Origin of the sequence: Coleofasciculaceae cyanobacterium, assembly GCA_036703275.1 — a bacterium.
Lineage (GTDB): Bacteria > Cyanobacteriota > Cyanobacteriia > Cyanobacteriales > Xenococcaceae > Waterburya.
Window position 1 is genome coordinate 115,977 of sequence record DATNPK010000112.1, and the last position, 17,675, is coordinate 133,651.

Consider the following 17,675-nt stretch of genomic DNA (forward strand, 5'->3'; position numbering starts at 1 on the left):
CAATCTGTAATCATTACATTGACTAGAAGTCAATTAAATATTCAGCAAATTTCCCAAAGCACTTGGAAGAGGTAAGACGATTAAAATTAATAATGCCAAAGCGATTAATCCGCCAAAGTCTCGTTTATTATCTAGTTCGGTAACATCATTAAGAGCAGGCTGATCGATCAAAGGAATTAACCACATGATGATTGTCCAAACCCAAAAATAAGGATGTATCAAAGCAAACAACAAAGCCAAAATTCGGGCAACTTGTCCTACAGCGATCGCGGTTTTTTGTCCAAACACAGCATGAACAATATGCCCCCCATCTAGCTGCCCGATAGGCATAAGGTTAATGGCAGTAATAAACAAACCAACACAGCCTGCCGTTGCTAATGGATGCAGTTGAATTCCCATTTCTGTCGTCAAAGCTGAACCTAAGGCCAATTTTGCCAGTAGACTCAAGAAAAAAGATAACCGAGGATCTTGAGCTTGAATGTTAAAAGCAGATGATTCTTCGAGGGGAACGACTTTGGAAAGAGACAGACCCCAAATGAGTGCTGGAATAATAACTAGTAAGCCTGATAAAGAACCAACAACTGCCGTATCAAATAAAGCTTTACGATGGGGAATAGGCGTTCTCCTCTGGACAATTGCGCCTAATGTTCCCAAAGAAAAACTATCAAGTAGAAACGGGAAGGGAATAAAATAAGGCAGGGTAGTACGAATTTCATAGTACGCAGCCACGAAATAGTGACTGAATTTTTGGAGAGCAATAATCAGTAATAAAGGCAGACTATAGGTGAACCCTTTAACTAATGCGCCTGGATTAGACAGTAGTTCTTCGGAAGTTGTACCGTCAATACTAGCGCCCGCCACCGTAGTAGTTAATAGGGTAATCAAAAACATCGTTACGGCAAATCCAACCCGCAAATCATGGTGAAGTTTACCTGCCTCAGCCGCTTTGGCTTCAGGATTAGGCACTAGGGCGAAAAATGGTTTACCCTTGAGACTTTCTTGGAAAATTAGAAAAAAGCGATCGCCGAAAGCCTGTTCAACGTTTTCTCTAATTTCGTTATAAGCTTTTTCTGGAAGAGTTTTCAGCTTTCCACGACAGAAAATTGCTTGCGGACGGTAATCAATATTTTGGAGGTAATAAATATTCCAAGGAAAACAATTGCGCAGAGTTGTTTCTTCTTGACTATCAATCGGACGAGGTTCTGGATTTTTGGTTAATTTTTGAGCTATGGCAAGTTTTGGGGTTTGTTCTGAGGCAGATTTTTGAGTCGCTTTTACCGGTCTACCTCTTTGTATTAGCCAACCATACAAAAAAGTAGAGAAAATCAAGGGAATTAAAAATACTAGTAAAGGCAAAGGCTGTTCTTCGCCAAAAATATACGTCCATGTAGTCCAAATAAAGGAAGGCAGCATAATCACCAACCAACATAACCAAACTGGGGTATTGGTTTTATCTTTTATACTTCGATCGACGATAAAATAAGCAATAGGGCTTAAGATAATCAAAATTAACCATAGTTTCATAACAAGCCTTCCGAATCGGTTGAAAAAATTCCTTTGGTGATAATTGTTTTGGACAGTGGAATAAGTAAATTAAATATATGAATATAGAATAAAAATGCAATCAGACAATAATTTAAACTATCTCAGTTTCTAGAATGCCCCAAAACTCGACTAAAATTACTGCAAGCCTTGGCAATACTAAATCTCCTCGTCTTATTATGCCAGGAATATTTGCGTTTGCTCCTAATCGAGATACTTTAGGTGCTACCTCTTATTTAATTGTAGATAAGATTGGTAAGATTCTCCTCGATTGCCCTGCTTGGAATGAAGTAAATCAAGAATTTTTACAATCTCAGGGAAGAATTGATTCTCTCGTTATTAGCCATCGTGGCGGAATTGGCAAAAACGTTCTGCAAATGCAGCAAGCTTTAAATTGTCGAGTCATCCTACAAGAACAGGAAGCGTATCTTTTGCCCGAAGTCGAAATTACATCTTTTGATGACAATTTGCAAATCGATGCAGAACTAGAGCTAATTTGGACTCCTGGTCATTCTCCTGGTTCAGCTTGTCTCTATTGGCAGCAGGGGGGGGTATTGTTTACAGGAAGACATTTATTGCCTAAATCTAAAACTGAAATTGTTCCTTTAAAAACTGCTAAGACTTTTCATTGGTGGAGACAGTTAAACAGCATCGCTAAATTGCGCGATCGCTTTAATGCCGAAACCCTTAAATATATTATTCCTGGGGCAAACACTGGTTATTTAAGAGGGACAGGCTATATTGAAAACGCTTATGCACAATTACAAGCATTGGATTTAACCGCATTACGTTCGACAGAAGTTATTTAGTTAGTACTTGCCCTAACAAGATGCACAATTGATGATTTTCATTGCCAATTGAAATATGAAAAATACTGAAACAATTGAAACTCAGATTATCAATGCCGAAGAACGACTCAGACAGGCAATGCTTGCTTCTGATGTGAGCGTCTTGGATGAACTGCTTGCTCCTGAAATTATGATTATCCGTCATCTTGGAGAATTATTACGAAAACAAGATGATCTAAGCGCTCATAAATCTGGTTTGTTCAAGATACACAAGCTAATTCCTTCTGAGTAGCATATTCAAATTCATGGAGAGGTGGCGATCGTATCAGTCCGAATGCAAGTCTGTGGTAGTTATAATAGCAGTCCCGCAAATGGTGACTTTCGTTACACGCGTGTTTGGGCTGTTTCTGCGAGAGGAGCTTGGCACATCGTTGCTGCTCACATAAGTATGGTAGCTTAAACAAAAAAGTATAAACCGACATCAAGCAGAAAAAAGGATAAAGCGAGCTTTGCCAAACGTAAGCTACTCAGAAAGTATAGCAAGTGAACTATAGATTAGGACGTTAGTTATAAGAGCTATTAGCTGCGCAAAGTAAGACGACGGGGCTTATAAAGTCCGCCCGGTGACGGACACAGCCCAAGAGCGATCTGCCCTAAAGGATTAGTGCCTGGAGGCACGTCCGCGATCGCGCTGCGCTATTAGCCCTTTGGGTTCGACAGTTTGCGACGCGTTTGCTTCGAGTGCTATAAATGTCAATCTCAAAGGAAAAAATTCTCATTTAACTCTACTCAACTATAATACGGGTGATATTTAGTACTTCATCCCTCATTCTGGAAAAAATGACCTCTGCTCAACTTTTCGATCTAGCTAATCTTTACATATTGCCCTTTTGGACAATGATGATTTTGTTTCCTAAATGGAACGTTACTCAAAAGGTAATGGGTTCTTATTTACCTTTCTTGCCCTTAATTGGCGCATATATTTATTATCTGGTAGCTACAGTTGAGCCAGAATCCGCAGCAGCCTTAGCTAATCCTCAGCTAGCAGATATTGCTCGCTTTTTTGCCGAAGAAGGTGCAGCAGGTGCGGGATGGGTTCACTTTCTGGTGATGGATTTATTTATCGGCAGATGGATTTATCAGCAAGGGCAAGAAAAAAAGATCTGGACGATTCATTCTTTAATCTTGTGTTTGTTTTTTGGTCCAGTAGGTTTGCTTTCTCATATCGTCACCGATACGATTTTTAGCAAAAGCAATCTGGCAGAAAAGCCAACTGATGCCACAGCTTAACTCGCTAAATAAAAGCGATAATAGCCAACTAAATAAAAAATATCGATCGCGATCGCAATTCCTTTAGTCCATGGTGAATTAAGTAATCCCAAAACAATTGGATTAACTCCAATTACTAAAGCCATTTCCATAAACGCTACTATTCTGCCGTAGTGGTTGGGATCCCAATATGAAAAAGGGCTAATAAAGCGATAGTTACTTAACGGGAAAAAATGACGATGAGCATCATCATTATGTACGGGAAGGTCTAATAAGGAATGACAGACCATACTGATAAACAAAATTATTCCTGGTTGACAATTGAGACGATAGCAAATGGCAGCACCTAGTAAAGCTAAGGGAATGGAGTGAAACAAAGCTACTAAATTCTGCCAAAATGGTTTGTAATAAGCTTCTGACCAAATTTTACCTGAGGGCATTTGGTAAATAAACTTGGCAACAAAATAAAAGATAAAGATTGGTATGTCGGGCACAATTGCCCCAATAGCGATTGCTGTATTATTCTTTGGAGCAATTGTTTTTCCTAGCAACGCTAAATTGAGAATATAGTGACCAGGAGTGTTCATATTATTATCTAAAGTAGTTGAAAGCCTTTGCCACCATACTGTCCCAAAACTTCTCCCGTATGTCCTGTTACTAACCAAAGGATCGATCTAGCACCATCTCGTAAACATTTTTCAACTGGCTCAGGAGGGTTATTAGAAGGAACAGCGATCGGTTTGAAGTCGATCCCTCGACTACCAAAGACTATCTCGCCAATTATTTTGGCTCGTTTCATGTGATTTTCCGAAGTAATTAGATAGACGCTATCAATACCTTGAGCTTGCAGTTCATCTACTAAAGTAGTAAAGTTGGTTACAGTGTCGCTAGCGCGGTAATCAAAATTGAGGCGATCGCGGGAGATGCCCGATTTAGCAAAAATTTCTTGAGCATATTCTTGGGGACTACCAGAAGAGATCCAAATCGGCAGTTGAGGATATTGCTGTGCTAGTTTAGCAGCAAAACGTTCTCGCTCTTCATGTCCGCCCAATACTAATAAAGCTTCGGGAGTAGAGTTAACGTTAGAGACTGGTTTGAATCCAACACAAAGAAATGTTGTTACCACTGACAACAACATTAGGTATCTGAATTTGCTCGCAGGATTGACGTTAACCAAATCAGATTCTGCTCTTGGTGGAAAGCGGAAAAACATAGGCAAAAGAGAAAGATAGGCTCTGATCTATAGCAGGAAGCGATGTCCACAAATTAGCGAAATGCCAGCAAAATATTACGGGAGTGGCGATCGCTAAGAGAGATACTTTTTTAGTAGATTTAACCTATTGTAGATATCTTTATCGAAGATGTCTCTATTTTAGAATTCATTGATTGCGTGGCGATAAATTTTTGTTAACTAACGTAAGTTTATAAGTTTTCCGATTAATCCAGTCAAACGTGAGAAATAATAATCAACAGGGGGACAGATTTTGTTACTCTTGAATACGCTGTATTTTACTTAATTACTTAGCGACTAGGCATGAGAACTAATTACTGTGGCGAATTGCGAGCCGAACATATAAACCAAACCGTGACTATCTTTGGCTGGGTCGATCGCCGTCGCGATCATGGGGGAGTAATCTTTATTGACTTACGCGATCGCACAGGTACGGTTCAAATCGTGAGCGATCCCAAACGCACACCACAATCTTATGCTGATGCCGAATCTTTACGCAGCGAATATGTAGTCAAGGCGGTGGGTAAAGTTAGCCAACGTCCCCCAGAGTCTCTTAATGATAAGCTGCCCACAGGACAGGTAGAAATTTATGCCGAATCCATTGAAGTCTTGAATGCAGTAAGTAAACAGCTACCGTTTCAAGTTTCTACGGCGGATACAGAAAATGTGGGAGAAAAACTACGCCTCAAGCATCGTTATCTAGACTTAAGGCGCGATCGCATGGCAAAAAATCTTCAGCTACGTCATCAGGTAGTCAAAGCAATGCGTCGTTTTTTGGAAGATGAAAAAGACTTTATCGAAGTAGAGACTCCAATCTTAACTCGCTCTACCCCCGAAGGAGCGAGGGATTATCTTGTACCTTCTCGGGTTAATCCTGGTAACTGGTATGCTTTGCCTCAGTCTCCTCAGTTATTTAAACAGTTGCTGATGGTGTCGGGTTGCGATCGCTATTATCAAATTGCCCGTTGTTTCCGCGATGAAGATTTGCGCGCCGATCGACAGCCTGAGTTTACTCAGCTAGATATGGAAATGAGCTTCATGTCTCAAGACGAGATTATTGAACTCAATGAAGCTTTAATCTGTCATATTTTTAAAACGGTTAAAAATATCGAGCTAGAACGTCCTTTTCCACGCATTACCTACGCAGAATCAATGGCTCGTTACGGTACAGATCGCCCAGATACCCGCTTTGGCATGGAATTGGTTGATGTTTCCGATATTGTCCAAGATTCTGGGTTTAAAGTCTTCTCTGGCGCAGTCAAGAGTGGTGGACAGGTCAAAGTACTACCTATTCCTGGCGGTAATGATGCTATTTCCAATGTTCGCATCAAACCAAAGGGCGATATTTTTAACGAAGCCGTTACCGCAGGGGCAAAAGGAATTGCCTACATTCGCGTCAGAGCCAACAATGAAATCGATACCATCGGCGCAATTAAAGATAATCTGACACAAGAGCAGAAACAAGAGCTATTGAGCCGTACTGGGGCAAAACCAGGACATTTGTTGCTGTTTGGTGCGGGAGATACTGCCACGGTCAATAAATCTTTAGACCGCTTGCGCTTATTTATCGCTCAAGAGATGGGAGCGATCGATAACGAGCAAATTAACTTAATTTGGGTCACTGAATTTCCAATGTTTGAGTGGAATATTGAGGAGAAACGTTATGAGGCGCTGCACCATCCTTTTACTGCACCCTACCCTGAAGACCAAAAAGATTTAACTACTGCCAGAGCCCAAGCTTATGACCTGGTATACAACGGTATCGAAATTGGTGGTGGCAGCTTAAGAATTTATCAAAAAGACGTTCAAGAAGAAGTCTTCAAAGCGATCGGCTTAACTACCGAAGAAGCTGATAACAAGTTCGGTTTCTTATTAGAAGCATTTGAATACGGTACACCTCCCCACGGAGGTATTGCCTTTGGTTTAGATCGCTTGGTAATGCTGTTGGCGGGAGAAGAATCAATTCGTGACGTTATTGCCTTTCCCAAAACCCAACAGGCTAGTTGTCTTTTGACAGATGCTCCTGCTGCGGTAGATAATCAGCAGCTTAAAGAGCTAGAAATAGCTTCGACTTATCAGCCTAAAAAAGACTAGGCAGGAGTCAGGAGTCCCATATGCCCGTGCATGATTTCCTTCGGTCTCGGAGCGGTATGAAGTAAGCATTTGCCAATCGCGGATTCACGGATAAACCGCACTCCGCCCTTCGGTCACATTTGCCCTAAAGGATTCCCTTCGGTCTCGAAGCTTATCATGCACGGACTAGCCCTAAAGGATTAGCGCCTGGAGGCGCGTCCTTCGCGTCGTCCGTAATAGACAAAGGGATAACATCAGGAGTCAAAAGTCAGAAAGAAAACCCATTGCTATATGCGGACTTGTGCTTGCACTCTTGCACTGGCTCGGTGATCGTTCATCCCTTAAAAAATGGTATCCTGGAATCTAATATAAACGTATTAAACAACTTAAATAAGCTAAATTATTAAGTCTCAAATTATATTTATAAAGTTATTAGTTAGCCAAAAATTTTTTAGATTAAGAAATTATGCCATCATCTCGATTTGACCAAAACGAACAATACGAAGAGGAGACTCTGACGATTGTTGATGACGAAGGGCGATCGCTTCCTTGTTATATCGAGCAATCCCTTGAAATGGATAGTATGACCTATTTGCTATTAGTACCTGTAGATATTCCAGTCATCATTATGAGTATCGATCAAGATAGTGATGAAGAGTTAGAAGCGGCGATGCTGGATGACGATGAGGCGATCGCGGAAATCTTTGATAACGCCAAAGCAGTTTTATCAGAACAAAATCTTTATTTACACCATACCGCTTATACCCTGACCGCCACAGGGGAGCTTCCTCCTATTGAAGAAGATCGAGTTTTAACTTTGGATGGGGGTGAAGACGATGATGATGATGAGATCGAAGAAGAGTTACAGTCTTTGTGTTATTTCTATCATGCTGACCAGAAGTACGGTATCTATACTCCTTTAACTCCCTTATTATTTTTTGCTCGATACGACGGGGAAAATCGTTTGGAGTTAGTTTCACCAGATCAAGAGAATTTGATGCCTATTTTGGAAGAATTATTGTCAGAGGACTAAGTTTCAAGGTCAAACAACCAATTTTTGAGAATTCGCTCTAGTCTTGATTGAGGGAAGACAGTTTTTGAAAAACCGAGGTAAGATAAGACCCAGCTTTCAAGGTAAAGCTAATTATTAATAATTGGACCTGACTAAATTAATCTAGGATGACTACTCAGAAAAAGCCTAAATACAAACGAATTTCTGATCACAAACAGATTATTGCAGCCAAAGTCGTCTCAGTAGCAGTGGGAGTTATTTTGCTTTTGGGTTGGGCTGGTTGGAGAGGTTTAACTGCTCCTGTGGTCACGAAAAGCAACGCAGCCCAGAAAACCCAGTTTACAGTCAAGCCAGGAGTATCGGGTAATCAAATCGGCACAGAGTTAGCTCAAGCAGGCTTAATTAAATCGACTAATGGTTGGAAGATTTGGACAAAGTTCAAGCAGGCAACCGACTCCTCTGGTGGATTTAAAGCTGGCACATATTTGGTTTCTCCTGAAGAATCTTTAGCTGAAATTGCCGATAAAATCTGGTCTGGGGAAATAATGCAGACCAAATTCACTATTCCCGAAGGCTGGTCTACGATGCAGATGGGAAAATATTTTGAGTCTCAAGGTTATTTTAGTGCCGCAGAATTTGAAACTGCCGTTACCACAATTCCCCATCAACAATATCCTTGGTTGCCCCAAGACCTACCAATATTAGAAGGTTTTTTATATCCAGACACTTATAAAATATCTAGCGATCTAACCAGCAACCCACAGGCAATAGTCAATACGATGCTGAATCGTTTTGAACAGGTTGCCTTACCAGTTTACGAAGCAGCCAAACCAGACATGAGCCTGTTGGATTGGGTAACCCTAAGCAGCATTGTGGAAAAAGAGGCTGTAATTGAGAATGAACGCCCTTTGATCGCAGGAGTATTTACGGCGAGGCTCAATCAAGGAATAAAGTTAGAGTCCGATCCTACAGTCGAATATGGTTTAGGCATCAGACAAACGGCAGACCAGCCTTTAACCTTTGCTCAGGTAGGAACGCCATCACCCTATAATACGTATATGAACACTGGCTTGACTCCAACTCCTATCGCTTCTCCTGGTATAGCTAGCTTGAAGGCGACTTTGAATCCTCAAAGCACAGATTATCTGTTCTTCGTAGCTCGTTATGATGGCACGCATGTCTTTAGTGAAACTCTGAGTGAGCATGAGGCAGCTACTAGAGAAATTCGCCGTCAAAGAAATCAATAATTTTGTTGGCTAACGGCTATTAGCCCCAAGCTATTAGCTTTAAATCCTTCATAATTCTTTATCCTTAATCAAATGGATTTATTGCGATCGCTCCCTATTGGTTCATATTTAGAGAAACCTGTAACTTGGCTACATCAGGTAGATCCGCGCGTAAAGCTGACCTGGCTAATGACTTTTTTGATTGCTCCTGTCTTGAGTAGTCCTTGGTGGCGGCTCGGTTTAGCATCATCCTTAATTTTGCTGACTGTTGCAGCGGGTATTCCTTTTAGAGTCTGGCGCAAGCAAATAGGATGGCTGTTGCTATTATGTTCCTTTCTATTTTTATTTAGCAGCGTTGCTCCCGATACCCTAGCGGTCAAACACCAGCCAAGAGTACCCCAGTTTTGTCCCGATCTTGCGATCGCCGATTCATCTGCCGAGCGAGTAGAGCCAACCTCTGCTTCGTGTGAATTTCAGCTACCACAACCAACCGACTATCGGTATGTCTATTTAGATCGGCCCGAGTTTGCTTTTTTGCCACGTTTGGTAGTTACTCGTCGTTCTCTGGATGTGGCAATCCGAATTTCTACTTTGATTTTCACTTTAATTTACAGCACTAGCCTATATCTTTTGACCACTGCTCCCGAAGAGATTACCGCCGGTTTAGAGGATATTATGAGTCCTTTACGCCGTTTAAATTTACCTATTTCTGAGATTACGCTTACCCTAACCCTATCGCTCCGTTTTATTCCTTTGGTGTTAGAAGAAGTGCAGAATTTAGTCCGTTCAATTCGTACTAGAGCCATCGATTGGAAGAAATTAGGTTTGCGTCGTAGCGCACAACTATGGCTGATTGTCTCGGAAAAACTCTTAAACAATTTATTATTACGAGCTGAACAAATTGCCACGGCGATGGACGTTCGCGGCTTTACGACTCCTAATGAACATAAGGTTCAATGGCATCAGTTAAAACTACGGTGGCGTGACTGGATAGCTTTGGGAATTTTAATTCCCTTTTGGTGTGCGCGTTGGTTTGTGGGGGGAACTTATTAAAGATGGGTCATAAAGTTAGATCCATCCCAGAGACAATAGAGGCAGTAGAACCGTGGTGCTGGCGATCGCTCTCTTTAAATAATCTAACTGGTTCAGAGGTATTCGCTGCTTTATTTTCAACCGAACCAATCGCTTCCCTCTTAGAAAGTCCTGGGATAACGGATGTAGAACAACCCCAACTATCTAGGTATTCAATATGTGCGGGTTCGCCTCGAACCATTCAGGGTAAGCCTCGATTATGGACTCCCGCAATAGGGGAAATTTTCCCTTTCTTACGCTCTTTGATCGAGCAATCAGGGGTTAATAATTCTCAGGTAGCACATTTACCCTTTACTGGTGGCTGGTTAGGCTGGTTGGGTTACGATCTTGCCTGGGAAATAGAGCAATTACCTGAACTTAACCAAGATACTTTACCTTTTCCCGTAGCCTATTGGTATGAACCAGAATGTTTTGCCGTTTTAGATCATTTAGAAGCAACCTTGTGGCTGGCTGCTACTGACTCGGAACAATTAGATCATTTAGAGGTAAATCTTTCTGCGCCTACTTTTTCTCAGAGTAAATTACAATTTGCCCCTACTGCTACCCAAATTACTTTTCAGACAAATCGAGAACAGTACCAAAATGCCGTTAAACAAGCCAAACAACACATTCAGGCAGGAGATATCTTTCAGACCAATTTATCACTGAGATTTCAAACTAATACTAGTGCTGATAGCTGGTTAATTTATCGTCAGCTACAGCAAATAAATCCTTCTCCGTTTGCTTGCTACTGGCGATCGCCCTGGGGAGATGTAATTAGCTGTTCCCCCGAACGCTTAGTGCAATTAAAAGGCGATCGCGCGCAAACTAGACCCATTGCTGGAACCAGACGCAGAGGCAAAACGACCGCAAGCGATCGCCTTCTAGCAACTGAATTACTCGCCAATACTAAAGAACGAGCCGAACACATCATGCTAGTAGACTTAGAGCGTAATGATTTGGGTCGAGTTTGTCAATGGGGTTCGGTCGAGGTAGATGAACTATTGGTAATCGAACGCTATAGTCATGTGATGCACTTGGTAAGCAACGTTCAAGGCAGGCTGAAGCCAGACTTGAACGTCGTGGATTTGATTCAGGGGGTTTTTCCTGGAGGAACGATTACAGGCTGTCCCAAAATTCGCTGTATGGAGATTATTGAGCAATTAGAGCCAGTCCGCCGTAGTCTATTTTATGGTTCTTGTGGCTATCTCGACCAACGAGGTAATGTGGATTTAAATATTTTGATTCGCACTTTGCTATATGTTAAACCTGCTGATGCCGATCTAGCTCAGGTTTATGGACAGGTAGGTGCAGGCATTGTGGCTGATAGCGATCCAGAGCGAGAATGGGATGAATCTCTAAACAAAGCCGAAGCCCAAATCGCCGCCTTACAATTCCCAACCAGCACGATTTAAACAGAATTTATGCTTTTCTAGGCGCAAAATAGCCAGAACAGTCTCTAGCTAAAATAATTGTTGAACCAACCCTGAATAGTTAATCCCCATCGAGGCCGATATTCTTCTAGTTTTTTGGCAATTTGATTAAAGTAATCAACAATTACCAATTAATACTATATAAATCCGATTGATAAAGTACTTTTGATTTAAAGTAGCTATAACTCTTCTGACTTCTGACCGAACACCCTGAAGGGTCGGGGCCCCTACTTTCTAAGTATGGGGTAAGCCCGAACAAGGTTTAGCGACTACGTTTTTGATTAGCAATATATTCTTTGATCTGGGCTAAAGGTGCGCCTCCGACAGTCGATACAAAATATGAGTTTGTCCATAGATTAGGAAGGCGTTTTTTTAGCTGCGGAAATTCTTTTCTAATATATCTAGAACTTGCGCCTTTGAATCTTTTAACTGCTTTATGCACTCCGAACTGAGGAGCTAAAGATATTAAAAGGTGAACGTGATTTTCTTCTCCTACTTCCATCTCTAGTATGTCTACTTGAATTTCCGTGGCTATATTGTTCAGAATTTCCTTTAATCTTGTTTCTACATCTTTAGTTAAGACTGGGCGACGATATTTAGTCACCCAAACGACGTGATACTTACAGTTGTAAACAATATTATTGTTGCTCTTAAATCGAGCCATTCTATTAATTAGCTAGTTTTTATATAATTATTTTGTGGCAAATTATACAGTGAGAAAACTTAAACTTGAATATTCCCAACAGCTAAACAAATTAGCTCATGCTGCGGGGGAATTATATTCTCAAACGCTAGTTAGCTTTTGGCGCACCGTTAGGAAGAAAAATATTTGGTTGTCTGGATATAGGATGGAAAGATGGCGGGTTTCAGACAAGCTTCACGCTCATAGCTCGGATGCTGTTACTCAATCATTTTTTGCCAGTTTAAAATCATGGAGGTCAAGACGAAAAACAGACTCAAACTCTAAACCACCAAGACGAAGAAAATGGTATTACAAGCTGATTTGGAAGTCATCAGCTATCAAGCTAAAATGACGGCAAGCTGAGACTCTCAAATGGCAGTAATCAGCCATTGATAGTTGGTTGGAAGTGGGAGAAGCCTAAGCAAATAGAGCTTGGTTGGAACAAAGCTAGTAAGTGTTATGAACTAAGAGCTTGTTATAAGTGTGAAAATGTAAAACAAATAGAGCTTGGTGAAATATCTGGCTGCGACCTGGGAGAAATACATCCTATGGTGTTTACCGATGGAGTAGATACCGACATCTTTAACGGTCGATTGCTTCGTTCTAAACGGCAGTATCAAAATAAGCTCAAAGCCAAACTATCTAATTTAATTGATACTAAAAAAGCACGAGCGAAGCTCGAAGTCGCCTCTAGCGACGCTCTGGCGCATCCGCGCCTGCGTAGCAAAAGGCGCAAAAAGCTAATTAAATCAAAACAAAAACAGCTTGCCAAAATAAAGAATCAAATTAAAGACATCGAACATAAGTTAACTAGTAAAGCGGTTTCAATGCTACAAGAGAAAAGTATTCAAACGCTAGTAATTGGAGATGTTTGAGACATTAGGAAGAAGATTAACTATGGCAAGAAAGTTAACCAAAAGCTACATCAATGGAATTTTGGCAGCATCAGACAAAAGCTTGAATATAAGTGTGCCCAAGTTGGAATTAATACCGAATTAATTTCCGAAGCTTATACCAGTCAAGAATGCTTGTCTTGTCGCAAACGAAATAAACCTAAGAACCGTGAATACAAATGTTCATGCGGGTTTAAATGGCACAGGGATGGAGTTGGATGTAGTAATATCCGAGCAAAGTATCTGGGAGTAGGCCCAGTAGTTGGGCTTATGGCTAGCCCCGTTGGAGTGAGATGGAATCCTCATCTTCAGTGTAACTTAGAAGATAAATTATTAACTAAGGAATCCCCTGCGTTCACGCATGGGGAGTAGTCAATTACCTTAAAGTGTTTTATCCAAACAGGATTTAGTATAACTACCTGTACCCGTTAACGATAGATAGGGACGCTAAATTTAACGTCCCTATCTTAGAAAAATATTGCTATTTGATTTAGTTGGCTTGATACGAGTTTGGGTATCCTTAAGCTCCACCTCGCTTATCACGACCTTGGCGGCGGCGATCGCGCCATTGAACTACCGAGAGATATAAAATCCCTACACTAAGTAGTCCTAATATGCCTATAGCAACTAGAAATAAAGTGTTTAGTAATGTGTTAGTTTCCACAGTTTCCCCAACTTAGAATCCGTTACGGCCCCAAACAACCATCGCAATTGACCAGGTAAATAGAGCTAATATAGTAACCCAACCTAACGTTAAAATGTCCATATCAGTATTTTTGGTTTGAAAATATGTATTTAATTTGGCAACTATAAACCCTATCATACTTCTTAAACGGTATTTTTTAAACGGTATTTTTTGGTGTGAAACCCCACGAAATTTCGCTTCTGCTCAAAATACATTGGGATCATTACTACCAGGTTGTAAAGTATTCGCTGCTTGTTCTATAAGTGTTCGACACTTTTTGCACTTTGTTGATCGCGCTACCAGTCTTTAGTTTGTATTGAGCAACCTCAAGTTCAAAAACTTTAGTTTGAATAATCGACCAGCTCATGCCAACAGATAAAGTAGCGATCGCAAAACCGACAAAGTTCCAAAACATCGATGTTGGAGCTCAATGACGAGCTACCATCTTGCTTTCGTGTCTCGCCAGTCAATATGTACAAAGCTAAAGTAGCGTGCTAGACCGCCTGTTGAATGTAGCGGTTCGAGCAATTTATAGATTTGAGCTGAGGATAGATAGTCATAAGGATTAGCAACCTGTTTATTTATTGAATAATCATCACCATCTATTTCTTGCCAAGGTTCGCTACCGTATCTCCAGCGCACCGAAGGTGGTAAGTATTCTTGATACACCACCTCAGCACAACCACTCGGTATGCAGTGCCAATTACCCATGTTTACCCGATCGCATCAGGATCTAGATTTACGCCTAACGTGTCATTTTTATAAGCTGTAGCTACTAGCTGATAGCCAAATTGAGCGACGCTGTTACGGGTAACGCTTCGTTTGCCTTGATTGGTTACGTAAACGGTGACCGTCTCATCATTGTTATCTGAAGCTTGAACCGATTGAGATTTAAGCAACAACGCGCACAAAATACGACTAGCGTAGGTATCTTTATTAGCGTCGGTCATCGCCGAAACGTTTAAACCATAATCAACACTATTAATCATGATGCTGTTTAAGTCAGCGTTAATACTTAATACTTTGGTTGTGGCATTAAAAGCAACGTTTGTGCCGAATCTTTGAGCGAGTGTTAAATCAGGCATAGTTTAAAAAATTAATAACTAAGCCTATATTTTGCCATAATTACTATTAAGTAAACTTCTACTTTTGTATAGATTCGGAAGTCACACTGATGCATATATTACTTGTTGCGTATAGTATTTTAAGCATATAAAAAATTTATATTTGTTAACAACTTTCGAAAAAGTGAATGGCTGTTTACTAATTCGCAAGTCTATATTTATACCTAAAAATAATCGTTTCGCTAAAGCTGCTATTTGGACTCCCACCGTAATCAAGAAACTGCGATCGCGTTTGAACGATCAATTACGCAAGATGCAAGCTCGATCGAGTAAAAATATTTTTAAAGCTACTAACTGTTGTCTTTTATCATCATTCTAGCGTGGCGTGAACTTAAAATTCAGGCGCAAAAGAGAGAAGAGCTAGTTGCCAAGAGATATGAGTGATAATTTACATCCAACGTAATTGAAGACATTAAAAGTTGATTGAGAGTTTAATGCTGTTGCTCAATACTGGCTTAAATCAAACTTTCAATCAACATTGACTCGATTTGTGGAGACTCAACTGGTTCAATCTCCATTGGAGCAAGTAGTCGATCCATAATATTGTTTCTGACTTCAAAATTTACACTAGTGCTGCTGTGAAGACAATCGAGCAACAATAGATTTGCTTGGTAATACTCTTCTAAAGATTTTTTCTGTTGAGCATCAAACTGCCACTGGTAACCCATGTTACGATACCGTGCTGCCACAGAATTGATGCTGTTTGACCAGGCTTTGCCCTGGGTGTGCCACCATTGCCAAAATTGAGTGATGTTTTCTTCTGGCGTAGGAAGTTGTTTTGCTAACTGTTGCAGTTCTCTAGCTAATTCTGGTTGAATTTTGGTAGCGTGAGCGATCGCTCTGTTTAAGGTACGTTGAAAGGTTAATGCAGGACGCTGTATAGATTCTAAGTTAGATGCTAAGTTAGAAATATGAAATAAGCTTAAGTCAAGTACTAAATCGAGGTTAGAACTAATTTCACTGCCAAAGTTAGGCTCAAGTCTCAAAGCCAAATCAAAATTACTGCCAATACAGCCCAAAATTTTGCTTAGTCCCAAACTAAAATAAAACGCCCGAATCGTTGCTGGTTGAAATTGAGTCGGCTGGCTGTAGCTGTCTGCCTTGACTCCCGATTGCGTTTTACAGTTCACCCAGTCGAAAAAGATTTTTAGCTCCTCAGCTTTAGCTAGCGGGGAATCAATCTGCTGACTCATAATTTGCAACAGCTTGTCTGCTTGAGGCGACATTTCTGCCACTAGTAAAAAAATCTCGCGCCATCTTTCGTCTGTCAGATGTTTAACCAGATGATGTAGCATGGCGGTGGAAACTGTTAGATCGTTCAAAAACGAACTTTCTGGCCGTTAGATATTCCTGAAAGGCTAAACGGGAAAACGAATAAACTTTTTTAGCCTGTTCGACTATTAGTCCATATTTAGCTTCGAGAGATTTCAAAACTTTTTTGGCGTTTATTTTGGGTATATTAGCGCGATAAATATCGATCGCATAGTTGGCAATATAAAATCTTAGCTCGGCTTCTTTAAAAAAGTGTTGTTTTTGTTCAAATGTTCTTAGAGCTATAGCACACAGCAATTCTTTTTCCTGTTGTAAAGATAAACCACCGCCTGTTTCCCGCTCGATACTGCGTTCTGCATCCCACTGTCTGAGCATTATGTCTAAACCTTCTTCATAGATTTCTGAGCGACGAGGAAAATCTGCTGATTCGTTAAATAAAATACACAGCAAAGTTAATAGCAGAGGATTGGTCGAAAATTCTTGAATTGAACTATTTTGGTTGAGCTTTTGCAAAAAATCAATACTTTTGTGCCGATCCTTAGTATCAAACCATTTAGCAGCAACATTAGCAATTTGTTCTTCTTGAAGGTCAGCTATTTCTACCTCTGTAAACTGCTCAAAATTGCAATACTGTAGGCCATGACGGCAGCTAATTAGATAGCGATTGCCAGGAAACCATTCAGTGAATCGACGTAAATGCTTACCAATAGCTTCGCGAACTGATATCTTGACTTCATCTAATCCATCAATAACAATAAAAAATTTTCCCTGATTTAATAGTTGCCTAACCTGATTTATTTCTGGGGATTGGCAATCTTTAATTAGCTGTTTCGTGATATAGTTCACCAAACTTAGAGATGAGTCGTAAGCGACAAAATCTCTCAGAGGAACAAAAATGGGAATTCTCTCGGGTTCAAATACTCCTTTCAAGCATTGTAAAGCTAAAAATTTCAAAAACATCGTTTTACCAGAACCAGGCTTACCCAAAACAATTAGTTTGTCATAGCGCATTGCTGCCGACAAACCAGATATTTTTTGTCGCTTGACTGGCTCAAAGTCGCAAGGGACAATTTTGCGATCGAGGCTGGATAAACAGAGGTTGTCAGTTTCTAGTCTTCGCCGTCCAGTTATTTTTTCGTAAACTTTAGTATCGACATATATATCTTCAATATACATCGGAGACATATCTAATACGCGCATCGTTCCACACATTGACCAGATTCTCGGTCGGGTCAGCACTGCACATCCTACTCTTTGGCGGGCTTCACTAATTGATGACTTACTGGGCGTTTTCCAGCGAAATCCTTGGGGAATCGATTTTTGTGATAATCCTTGAACCAAATTTTTCAACACATCTACCACTGAGTCTTTTGA

The 17,675-nt window shown here is 40.6% G+C and carries 21 protein-coding genes; 10 read left to right on the plus strand and 11 right to left on the minus strand.

What is annotated here, in order from left to right:
- Positions 1-33: 33 nt before the first annotated feature.
- Complete coding sequence (locus V6C71_26950; protein ID HEY9772100.1) at positions 34-1,524, minus strand: site-2 protease family protein; 1,491 nt, start codon at positions 1,522-1,524, stop codon at positions 34-36.
- Between the two features lie 134 nt (positions 1,525-1,658).
- Between V6C71_26950 and V6C71_26955 the strand changes: the two genes are divergently transcribed.
- The 3 genes from V6C71_26955 (at position 1,659) to V6C71_26965 (ending at position 3,620) form a co-directional block, all read left to right on the plus strand.
- Positions 1,659-2,351, plus strand: a complete 693-nt coding sequence (locus tag V6C71_26955; GenBank protein ID HEY9772101.1) for an MBL fold metallo-hydrolase — start codon at positions 1,659-1,661, stop codon at positions 2,349-2,351.
- A 55-nt stretch (positions 2,352-2,406) separates the two neighbouring features.
- Positions 2,407-2,622 (plus strand): nuclear transport factor 2 family protein, encoded by a 216-nt coding sequence (locus tag V6C71_26960; protein HEY9772102.1) that lies wholly within the window; start codon positions 2,407-2,409, stop codon positions 2,620-2,622.
- A 548-nt stretch (positions 2,623-3,170) separates the two neighbouring features.
- Complete coding sequence (locus V6C71_26965) at positions 3,171-3,620, plus strand: ABA4-like family protein (protein ID HEY9772103.1); 450 nt, start codon at positions 3,171-3,173, stop codon at positions 3,618-3,620.
- Here V6C71_26965 and V6C71_26970 read toward each other — a convergent pair.
- Positions 3,617-4,186, minus strand: a complete 570-nt coding sequence (locus V6C71_26970) for a hypothetical protein (protein ID HEY9772104.1) — start codon at positions 4,184-4,186, stop codon at positions 3,617-3,619. The genes V6C71_26965 and V6C71_26970 overlap by 4 nt on opposite strands.
- A gap of 8 nt (positions 4,187-4,194) precedes the next feature.
- Positions 4,195-4,737 (minus strand): YdcF family protein, encoded by a 543-nt coding sequence (locus V6C71_26975; protein ID HEY9772105.1) that lies wholly within the window; start codon positions 4,735-4,737, stop codon positions 4,195-4,197.
- A 396-nt stretch (positions 4,738-5,133) separates the two neighbouring features.
- Here V6C71_26975 and aspS point away from each other — a divergent pair, with 396 nt between their 5' ends.
- From aspS to V6C71_27000, 5 genes are all read left to right on the plus strand, one after another.
- Complete coding sequence (gene aspS / locus V6C71_26980) at positions 5,134-6,924, plus strand: aspartate--tRNA ligase (GenBank protein HEY9772106.1); 1,791 nt, start codon at positions 5,134-5,136, stop codon at positions 6,922-6,924.
- Between the two features lie 445 nt (positions 6,925-7,369).
- Positions 7,370-7,936: a DUF3727 domain-containing protein gene (locus tag V6C71_26985; protein HEY9772107.1), complete on the plus strand. Its 567-nt coding sequence runs from the start codon at positions 7,370-7,372 to the stop codon at positions 7,934-7,936.
- Positions 7,937-8,082: 146 nt separating this feature from the next.
- A complete protein-coding gene (gene mltG, locus V6C71_26990) occupies positions 8,083-9,162 on the plus strand; it encodes an endolytic transglycosylase MltG (GenBank protein ID HEY9772108.1) in 1,080 nt (359 codons plus the stop codon).
- Between the two features lie 72 nt (positions 9,163-9,234).
- Complete coding sequence (locus V6C71_26995; GenBank protein HEY9772109.1) at positions 9,235-10,194, plus strand: energy-coupling factor transporter transmembrane protein EcfT; 960 nt, start codon at positions 9,235-9,237, stop codon at positions 10,192-10,194.
- A gap of 2 nt (positions 10,195-10,196) precedes the next feature.
- Positions 10,197-11,627, plus strand: coding sequence for an anthranilate synthase component I (locus V6C71_27000; protein HEY9772110.1), 1,431 nt, complete (start codon positions 10,197-10,199; stop codon positions 11,625-11,627).
- 280 nt (positions 11,628-11,907) lie between these two features.
- On the opposite strand, the gene tnpA is transcribed toward V6C71_27000, so the two are convergent.
- Positions 11,908-12,309, minus strand: a complete 402-nt coding sequence (tnpA, locus tag V6C71_27005; GenBank protein HEY9772111.1) for an IS200/IS605 family transposase — start codon at positions 12,307-12,309, stop codon at positions 11,908-11,910.
- A 34-nt stretch (positions 12,310-12,343) separates the two neighbouring features.
- On the opposite strand from tnpA, the gene V6C71_27010 reads away from it, so the two are divergent.
- Entirely contained in the window at positions 12,344-12,679 is a 336-nt protein-coding gene (locus tag V6C71_27010) for a hypothetical protein (protein HEY9772112.1), read from the plus strand.
- Positions 12,680-12,716: 37 nt separating this feature from the next.
- A complete protein-coding gene (locus tag V6C71_27015) occupies positions 12,717-13,202 on the plus strand; it encodes a hypothetical protein (protein HEY9772113.1) in 486 nt (161 codons plus the stop codon).
- A 538-nt stretch (positions 13,203-13,740) separates the two neighbouring features.
- On the opposite strand, the gene V6C71_27020 is transcribed toward V6C71_27015, so the two are convergent.
- The 7 genes from V6C71_27020 to V6C71_27050 form a co-directional block, all read right to left on the minus strand.
- Positions 13,741-13,884, minus strand: coding sequence for a hypothetical protein (locus V6C71_27020; GenBank protein ID HEY9772114.1), 144 nt, complete (start codon positions 13,882-13,884; stop codon positions 13,741-13,743).
- Positions 13,885-13,896: 12 nt separating this feature from the next.
- Positions 13,897-13,986, minus strand: a complete 90-nt coding sequence (gene petN / locus V6C71_27025) for a cytochrome b6-f complex subunit PetN (GenBank protein HEY9772115.1) — start codon at positions 13,984-13,986, stop codon at positions 13,897-13,899.
- Between the two features lie 145 nt (positions 13,987-14,131).
- Entirely contained in the window at positions 14,132-14,320 is a 189-nt protein-coding gene (locus tag V6C71_27030; GenBank protein HEY9772116.1) for a hypothetical protein, read from the minus strand.
- Positions 14,321-14,343: 23 nt separating this feature from the next.
- Positions 14,344-14,616: a hypothetical protein gene (locus V6C71_27035; protein ID HEY9772117.1), complete on the minus strand. Its 273-nt coding sequence runs from the start codon at positions 14,614-14,616 to the stop codon at positions 14,344-14,346.
- Positions 14,617-14,618: 2 nt separating this feature from the next.
- On the minus strand, positions 14,619-14,990 hold the full coding sequence (locus V6C71_27040; GenBank protein ID HEY9772118.1) for a hypothetical protein: 372 nt from the start codon (positions 14,988-14,990) through the stop codon (positions 14,619-14,621).
- 494 nt (positions 14,991-15,484) lie between these two features.
- A complete protein-coding gene (locus tag V6C71_27045) occupies positions 15,485-16,351 on the minus strand; it encodes a hypothetical protein (protein ID HEY9772119.1) in 867 nt (288 codons plus the stop codon).
- On the minus strand, positions 16,305-17,675 hold a 1,371-nt coding region (locus V6C71_27050), incomplete at its 5' end, for an NACHT domain-containing protein (GenBank protein HEY9772120.1). The genes V6C71_27050 and V6C71_27045, both read right to left, overlap by 47 nt.

Bases quoted from the DNA above. Each gene is read 5' to 3' on its own strand.
- V6C71_27040 (HEY9772118.1), bottom strand. From the start codon at position 14,990: ATGCCTGATTTAACACTCGCTCAAAGATTCGGCACAAACGTTGCTTTT.
- aspS (HEY9772106.1), top strand. From the start codon at position 5,134: ATGAGAACTAATTACTGTGGCGAATTGCGAGCCGAACATATAAACCAA.
- V6C71_27000 (HEY9772110.1), top strand. From the start codon at position 10,197: ATGGGTCATAAAGTTAGATCCATCCCAGAGACAATAGAGGCAGTAGAA.
- V6C71_27035 (HEY9772117.1), bottom strand. From the start codon at position 14,616: ATGGGTAATTGGCACTGCATACCGAGTGGTTGTGCTGAGGTGGTGTAT.
- V6C71_26995 (HEY9772109.1), top strand. From the start codon at position 9,235: ATGGATTTATTGCGATCGCTCCCTATTGGTTCATATTTAGAGAAACCT.
- V6C71_26965 (HEY9772103.1), top strand. From the start codon at position 3,171: ATGACCTCTGCTCAACTTTTCGATCTAGCTAATCTTTACATATTGCCC.
- V6C71_26975 (HEY9772105.1), bottom strand. From the start codon at position 4,737: ATGTTGTTGTCAGTGGTAACAACATTTCTTTGTGTTGGATTCAAACCA.
- petN (HEY9772115.1), bottom strand. From the start codon at position 13,986: ATGGACATTTTAACGTTAGGTTGGGTTACTATATTAGCTCTATTTACC.
- V6C71_26970 (HEY9772104.1), bottom strand. From the start codon at position 4,186: ATGAACACTCCTGGTCACTATATTCTCAATTTAGCGTTGCTAGGAAAA.
- V6C71_26955 (HEY9772101.1), top strand. From the start codon at position 1,659: ATGCCCCAAAACTCGACTAAAATTACTGCAAGCCTTGGCAATACTAAA.
- mltG (HEY9772108.1), top strand. From the start codon at position 8,083: ATGACTACTCAGAAAAAGCCTAAATACAAACGAATTTCTGATCACAAA.
- tnpA (HEY9772111.1), bottom strand. From the start codon at position 12,309: ATGGCTCGATTTAAGAGCAACAATAATATTGTTTACAACTGTAAGTAT.
- V6C71_27030 (HEY9772116.1), bottom strand. From the start codon at position 14,320: ATGTTTTGGAACTTTGTCGGTTTTGCGATCGCTACTTTATCTGTTGGC.
- V6C71_26960 (HEY9772102.1), top strand. From the start codon at position 2,407: ATGAAAAATACTGAAACAATTGAAACTCAGATTATCAATGCCGAAGAA.
- V6C71_26985 (HEY9772107.1), top strand. From the start codon at position 7,370: ATGCCATCATCTCGATTTGACCAAAACGAACAATACGAAGAGGAGACT.
- V6C71_26950 (HEY9772100.1), bottom strand. From the start codon at position 1,524: ATGAAACTATGGTTAATTTTGATTATCTTAAGCCCTATTGCTTATTTT.